Below are 6,587 nucleotides of genomic sequence, written 5' to 3'. Positions count from 1 at the left end.
CGCCGACACCGGCAAGAAATTGCTGTGTCCGATGCCCGGTCTCGTGGTGTCGATCGCGGTGACCGAGGGCCAGGAGGTCAAGGCCGGCGAGACGCTCGCAGTCGTGGAAGCCATGAAGATGCAGAACGTGCTGCGCGCCGAGCGCGACGGTACGGTGAAGAAGATCCACGCCGCCGCCGGCGCAACGCTCGCGGTCGATGCGCTGATCCTGGAGTTCGCATAGCACCGTCATTGCGAGCGCAAGCGAAGCAATCCATCTAACCGCATATGACGACAGATGGATTGCTTCGTCGCTTCGCTTCTCGCAGACGCGGATGGAGACAGCACCATGGCCTTCCGCAAACGCCGCGAATCCTTGCGATCGATCCTCAACGGATCAATTTGCGTTCGCCCGGGCTCGGTCTACGACGCGACCTCGATCCGGATTGCGGAGGATCTCGGCTTCGAGCTAGGCATGTTCGGCGGCTCGGTGGCCTCGCTCGCCGTGCTCGGCGATCCCGACATTGCGCTGATCACACTGACCGAATTCGCCGAGCAGATACGCCGCATGTCGCGTGCGTCGACCCTTCCGGTGCTCGTCGATGCCGATCACGGTTACGGCAACGCGCTCAATGTCCGCCGCACCGTCCAGGAAGTGGAAGCTGCCGGTGCCGCCGGCCTCACCATCGAGGACACGCTGCTGCCGCAGGCGTTCGGCCAGCCGAAGACCCAGCTGATCTCGCTGGAGGAGGGCGTCGGCAAGATGAAGGCGGCGCTTGATGGCCGCAGCGATCCGACGCTTGTCATCCTGGGCCGGACCGGTGCCGTCTCGATCACTGATCTCGACGACGCGATCGCACGCGCGCGGGCCTATGAGGCGGTCGGCGTCGACGGGCTGTTCTTCACCGGCATCAAGTCGCGCGGTGAGCTGGAGGCGATTTCGGCGGCGACGACGCTGCCGATCGTGCTCGGTGGCGTGCCGGAGGAGATGACCGGGCTGGACTATCTGGCGAGCCAGCGCGTCAGGATCGCGCTGCAAGGCCACGCGCCGTTCGCGGCCGCAACCCAGGCCGTCTACGAGACGCTGAAGGCGCTACGTGACGGCACCTCGCCGACGAACCTCAAGGGTATCGCGTCCCCCGAACTGACCAGCCGCGTGATGCGCGAGGCGGAGACCAAGGCGCGCAGCGGCGAATTCCTCGGCTTGAAAAAGTGAGCGGCGCGATCCGCCACGTCACCATCACCGGACGCGTCCAGGGCGTCGGCTATCGCGCCTGGGTTCACGAAAACGCGAACGCGCGCGGTCTCGAGGGCTGGGTCCGTAATCGCCGTGACGGGAGCGTCGAAGCGGTGTTTTCCGGCCCCGAAGATGTCGTTGCCGACATGATCAAGGCGTGCGGCCGTGGTCCGATCTCGGCGCGCGTCGACCGCGTACAGGCAGGTGCTGGCACACCTGACCTGCTGAACCTGCGCGGGGCGGGCAAGCGGTTCGCCTTCCTGCCGACGGTCTAAGCGGCCGAAATCACCAGCGCCTGAATCTTTCCATCGATGGGGCCGTTGCCGTAGCGGCGCGCCAACGCCTCCGCCACGCGCTCTGTCGCAGCCTCGAGGCTCGGTTGACCCTGCGCCTCGATTTCGCCGCGCATCGGCGTGCCCTGGCAGTAGGCGATCGCGACATCCTGGGGCGAAGCGGCGGGACTCCGCTGGGTGACCAGCTCGATGGCAATGTCGCGAAAGCCGGCAATGGTCAGGTCGGCGCGGATGCGCGCCGGATCGTGATAGCCGTGCGGCGTCCGCGCCATGAATTGCGGCGGGTTGCTCGCAAATACCTTGTGCATCGTCTGCTGCATGACGTCGGCGAAATCATTCTCCTCGATCCTGTCCCAGACGTTGAAGAAGTACCGTCCGCCGGGCCTGATCACACGCCGTGCTTCGGCGTAACCCTTGACGCGGTCGGGGAAGAACATCGCGCCGAATTGGCAGGCGACGACATCGAAGCTCGCATCGCCAAAGGGCAGCGACAGCGCATCAGCCTGCAGCCATCGGATGTTCGGTTTGCCCGCGAGATGCGTCTTCGCTTGCGCCAGCATCGGCTCGTTGAGATCGGTCGCGATGATCTGCGTACCGGGCAATTCCGTCGCAAGCACGGTGGTGACGGCTCCGGTGCCCGCCGCGATCTCCAGCAGGTCGCGCGGCCGGTGGCCCTTGATGCGCTCCGCGAGGTCGCGGGCATAAGGCGCAAAGATCATCGGCACCATGAGCCGGTCGTAGAGCTGAGGGACCGATCCCGCGAAGATCTTGTCGGAAAGGGGAGCCGTCATATGCATTCCCTCGCGAAAAGCGGACGGCCGTCCTGGCCGTCACGGGCAGAAGCCGCCCTCGAACTATGACCCAGTGATCCGCCGGCGCCAACGCCTCGAATTGCGACGTATCCCTCATCCTGCGGCGGCGGAGGCCGCCCTTGACATTCGCTCCGAACGGTCTGATATTTCTGTTATGACAGAAATAACCGCCAAGAAAAAACTCCCCGCCGCCGTCGAGCGCTTCATCCTGCATTGGGGCGATATGGGCGACCAGTGGGGCGTCAACCGCTCGGTCAGCCAGATTCATGGACTGCTCTACCTCGCCGAGGCGCCGATGACGGCGGAGGACATTGCCGACACGCTCGGCATGGCGCGCTCCAACGTCTCCAATTCGATCAAAGAGCTGCTGTCCTGGGGGTTGATCCGGCGGGTGCCGATCCTCGGCGATCGCCGCGACCATTTCGAGGCCGAGACCGACATCTGGGAGGTCGCGGCCAAGATCGCGGCCGGGCGCAAGGAGCGCGAGATCGATCCGGCGCTTGCGGCGCTACGCGCCTGTGTCTCCGACGCGGCTGACGATCCGACCATCTCTCCGCTCGCCAGCAAGCGGTTGAAGGAGATGCTGACATTCACCGAGCTGGTCGACCGCTGGTACACGCAGATGCTGAACGTGCCGCGGCCGCGCCTGGTCGCGCTGATCAAGCTCGGCGAGAAGATCGTGAGTTTCCTGCCGACAGGCAGAGCCAAATAGGGGCGGCGGCGTAACGGGAGTGTGCGATGGCGTCAGCAAGGATATCCACCTTAAAGACAGCGCCGGCTTCCGATACCAAACTACTCGACGATCATCGCTTCCGCGCATTGCTGTCGGACGAGGATTGGGGCCGCCTGCCGGTCGCGATCTGGCGCCGCTTCTCGAAGCGGTTCGAGGACGGCAACACCGTCGTCTATGTCGGCGAGATCGAGGAGGCCGTGAGCAGCCGCGCCGGGCGGTGGCTGGCACAGGCCGCGCGGCTGATCGGCGGACCGCTCCCGACCGGCAGCGAGACCGGCGTGCCGATGATCGTCACGGTCACCGAGGATGCCGCAAGCGGCGGCCAGATATGGACCCGCATCTGCGCGCGCCGCGACGGCTTCCCGCAGGTGATCCATTCCGCCAAGCGCTTCGCCGGTCCGACCGGGCTCGAGGAATATGTCGGCTTCGGCGTCAGCATGGCGCTGCGGATCGCGGTGGAGCATGAGGCGCTGGTGTTTCACAGCGTCGGCTATTCGCTGCAGCTCGGTCCGTTTCGCCTGCCGCTGCCCGAATGGCTCACGCCCGGCGATCTCACCGTGACCCATTCCGATCTCGGCTGCGGCGACTTCCGCTTCACGCTGGAAATCATCCACCCGCGTTTCGGCCGGCTGATCCGTCAGTCTGCCGTGTTCAGGGAGGCCACATCATGACGCCGCTGCTTTGGATTCTGGTCGCCATTCAGATCGCGATGGGCGCATTCGACACTTTTTATCACCACGAGTTCACCGAGCGGCTGGCCTGGCGCCCGTCGCAGCGCCGTGAGCTGCAGCTGCACAGTGTGCGGAACATGCTTTATGCGCTGCTGTTTCTCGTGCTCGGCTGGCTGGAGGTGCACGGCATTGTCGCGATCGCGATCCTGGTCGTGTTGGTCGTCGAGGTCGTCATCACGCTGATGGATTTCGTCGAGGAGGATCTGAGCCGTAAGCTGGCGCCGAGCGAGCGGATCAATTATACGCTGCTCGCGATCAATTACGGCGCCATCCTCGTTCTGCTGGTGCCGGTCCTGATCGGCTGGGCGCTGCTGCCGACGGCCGTCGTGCCGGCCTATGCAGGTCTGCTAAGCCTGTTCGCAACCGCTGCGGCGTTCGGTGCCGCGCTATTCGGCGCACGTGACTTTGCTGCGGCCAGACGTCTGGGACGAATGGCCAGCGTGCCGGCTGCGACGCTGGTCGAAAAATTGCCGGCGCGGCAGACGGTGTTGGTGACCGGCGCGACCGGTTTCATCGGCAGTCGCCTTGTCGCCAGCCTCACGGCATCGGGCCATCAGGTGATTGCGCTGATCCGCAATCCGGCGAAGACCGATATGCTGCCGCCGCCGGTGACGCTGATCACCAGCCTCGACCAGTTGCCCACCGACACGGGGATCGACGCCATCGTCAATCTCGCGGGCGAGCCGATCGGCGATGGTCTCTGGACCGAAGCGAAGCGCCGCAAGATCATCACCTCGCGGATCGATATCACGGCCGAAGTCGTCAAGCTGATCGCGCGGCTCGAGCGCAAGCCGTCGGTGCTGGTGAGCGGCTCCGCGATCGGTTGGTACGGACTCTGGCAGGACCAGGTTCTGACGGAATCGGCGAAGTCCCACGCCTGCTTCAGTCACGAGCTGTGTGAGGCCTGGGAGAATGCGGCGAAGCCCGCCGCCGAGCACGGCGTCCGCATGGCTTATTTGCGGATCGGTCTCGTGGTCGGCACTGATGGCGGCTTCATCACGCGGATGCTGACGCCGTTCGAGTTCGGTCTCGGTGGACCGCTCGGCTCGGGCAAGCAGTGGATGTCGTGGATCGAGCGCGACGATCTGGTCCGCCTGATCGCGCATGTGATCGTCAAGCCTGAGCTTTCGGGGCCGATCAACGCGACCGCACCGATCCCCGTGACTAACACCAAATTCACCGAGGAGCTGGGGCGCCGCCTGCATCGGCCAGCGGTCTTCCGCGTGCCTGCCGGGATGCTCCGCGCCGTCGGCGGCGACTTCGCCAACGAGCTGTTGCTCGGCGGCCAGCGCGTGCTGCCGAACAAGGCGCTCAGCAATGGCTTTGTGTTTCGGCACGAAACCCTGCGCAGTGCATTCGAGGCGATTCTGTAGAGGAGGGCACGATGTCCAACACCTGTTCGCGCGCTTTCGGAGGTTGGTTGGCGGGCTGTGGCGCCGCGACCGCGGTGCTTTCTGGCGTTGCCCAGACCCTTCTGATGATCATGTCCGGTGGCGACATAACCAGATTGTTTGGAGGCATCGTCGCGCTTCTGCTTCCCTCATTCCTGGTTTTCGTCGTCACCTGTTTCTTGACCGCTATTCCCGCCGCGATCGTCATCTGGGTGGGCGAAGAGCTTCTGATCGGATCGGCCGGGTTCTTCGGCTGCGCAGGCACCGTGATCGGCGCGTTGAGCATCAGCGTCCTGCTGCGATCTCCGGCAGTCTGGACATCGGGACTTGGTTGCCTGTTCGCTGTAGCCGGATTCGTCGCAGGTCTGACCTACTGGTTTGTCGTGCGAGAGCTGGAGGCCGCCGAATATTCCTCCTGAGACCGCATGGTCGTTCTCGTCAGGTCGCTGCGGCGACACTCCGGAACGTCGCAGCCAGCGTCCGCAACGCCGCCAGCTTCGCGGGATCGCTGACCTTGGAATGCAGCATCACCTTTGATGCGCCGAGCTGCGGCAGCTTGTGCGCTCGTCCGATGTCGATCAGGCCCGGCGGCGCGATGCGGCGGACGAGGGGCGCGACAGCACGTCCTGCGAGTGCGGCTGATACCACCGCGGTGACGCCGCCGCCGATGAAGCTTTCCGTCCACGCGATGCCGGCCTTGTCGAGCGCGCGCACGGCCAGGGCGCGTACGCCGCAGGGTGGCGCGAGGGTCGCCAGGGGCAAGGCGTCGCCGCGCGGCCAGACGAAGCGCTTGGCGGCGAACCAGCCGAATTCGTCCTCGGCCAGTTTCTCGCCGCCGCGCCGGCTGCCTTCCTGGCGCACGATCACGGCGTCGAGTTCGCCAGCATCGTAGGCATCGAGCATCTCGCGCGAGAAACCGATCGTCACCGAGAGAGCTAGTTGGGAGGCCATCGCATGCAACCGCTCCAGCAGCGGCACCAGCTCGGGGCCCGCGGCATGATCGCTGATCCCGAGCGTGAGTTGTTGCCGTGCCGGTTTCTCGCCCGAGAGCGCGCGGTCATGCACCTCGATCAGCGCGCGGGCGTGGTGCAGGAACGCCGCGCCATTGGCGGTCAGCCGCACCGCGCGCGGCGAACGCTCGACCAGCCGCTTGCCGAGCACGGTTTCGAGCCGCTGCAATTTCATGCTGATCGCCGCTTGCGTAGTGCCGAGCGCTTCGGCGGCGCGCGTGAAGCCCTGCAGCTCGGCGACGAGGAGGAAGGCCTGCACGGTATCGATGTCGAGCGTGGTCGTCATGATCAATGATCGTTATCATTGCTATCCATATAGATAAGATACCAAGATGATCCGCGAAGGTCTAGCTAGAGGAGGCGCGATTGACCCGCGCGCCAACCGAATTCAAGGAGACCGA

The 6,587-nt window shown here is 65.1% G+C and carries 9 protein-coding genes; 7 read left to right on the top strand and 2 right to left on the bottom strand.

The genetic code is table 11. The features are described 5' to 3' along the window. From H8A92_RS27895 to H8A92_RS27885, 3 genes are all read left to right on the top strand, one after another. The coding region (locus H8A92_RS27895; RefSeq protein WP_229197887.1) for a DUF2118 domain-containing protein at positions 1–223 on the top strand (223 nt) is incomplete at its 5' end. Between the two features lie 105 nt (positions 224–328). Then, positions 329–1,195, top strand: a complete 867-nt coding sequence (locus tag H8A92_RS27890) for an isocitrate lyase/PEP mutase family protein (RefSeq protein ID WP_229198722.1) — start codon at positions 329–331, stop codon at positions 1,193–1,195. After that, positions 1,192–1,491 carry an acylphosphatase gene (locus H8A92_RS27885; RefSeq protein WP_229198720.1) on the top strand — a complete coding sequence of 100 codons (300 nt, stop codon included), beginning with the start codon at positions 1,192–1,194 and terminating at the stop codon, positions 1,489–1,491. Before H8A92_RS27890 ends, H8A92_RS27885 begins: the two co-directional genes overlap by 4 nt. Here the strand turns inward: H8A92_RS27885 and H8A92_RS27880 are convergent. Further along, positions 1,488–2,300 (bottom strand): class I SAM-dependent methyltransferase, encoded by an 813-nt coding sequence (locus tag H8A92_RS27880; protein WP_229198719.1) that lies wholly within the window; start codon positions 2,298–2,300, stop codon positions 1,488–1,490. The genes H8A92_RS27885 and H8A92_RS27880 overlap by 4 nt on opposite strands. 175 nt (positions 2,301–2,475) lie before the next feature. On the opposite strand from H8A92_RS27880, the gene H8A92_RS27875 reads away from it, so the two are divergent. From H8A92_RS27875 to H8A92_RS27860, 4 genes are read left to right on the top strand one after another with little or no spacing between them, the layout of a single operon-like run. After that, positions 2,476–3,033: a GbsR/MarR family transcriptional regulator gene (locus tag H8A92_RS27875; RefSeq protein ID WP_229198718.1), complete on the top strand. Its 558-nt coding sequence runs from the start codon at positions 2,476–2,478 to the stop codon at positions 3,031–3,033. Positions 3,034–3,059: 26 nt separating this feature from the next. After that, positions 3,060–3,725, top strand: a complete 666-nt coding sequence (locus tag H8A92_RS27870; protein ID WP_229198717.1) for a DUF4166 domain-containing protein — start codon at positions 3,060–3,062, stop codon at positions 3,723–3,725. Beyond that, on the top strand, positions 3,722–5,158 hold the full coding sequence (locus tag H8A92_RS27865) for a TIGR01777 family oxidoreductase (RefSeq protein ID WP_229198716.1): 1,437 nt from the start codon (positions 3,722–3,724) through the stop codon (positions 5,156–5,158). Before H8A92_RS27870 ends, H8A92_RS27865 begins: the two co-directional genes overlap by 4 nt. An 11-nt stretch (positions 5,159–5,169) precedes the next feature. Beyond that, positions 5,170–5,595 (top strand): hypothetical protein, encoded by a 426-nt coding sequence (locus H8A92_RS27860; RefSeq protein ID WP_229198715.1) that lies wholly within the window; start codon positions 5,170–5,172, stop codon positions 5,593–5,595. Between the two features lie 19 nt (positions 5,596–5,614). Here the strand turns inward: H8A92_RS27860 and H8A92_RS27855 are convergent, their stop codons facing one another. Next, positions 5,615–6,472, bottom strand: coding sequence for a LysR family transcriptional regulator (locus H8A92_RS27855; RefSeq protein WP_229198714.1), 858 nt, complete (start codon positions 6,470–6,472; stop codon positions 5,615–5,617). Positions 6,473–6,587: the final 115 nt, after the last annotated feature.

Source organism: Bradyrhizobium acaciae, assembly GCF_020889785.1.
GTDB classification, from domain to species: Bacteria; Pseudomonadota; Alphaproteobacteria; order Rhizobiales; family Xanthobacteraceae; genus Bradyrhizobium; species Bradyrhizobium acaciae.
The sequence above is the reverse complement of the archived record's forward strand: the minus strand, read 5'-3'. Positions and strand labels throughout refer to the sequence as shown.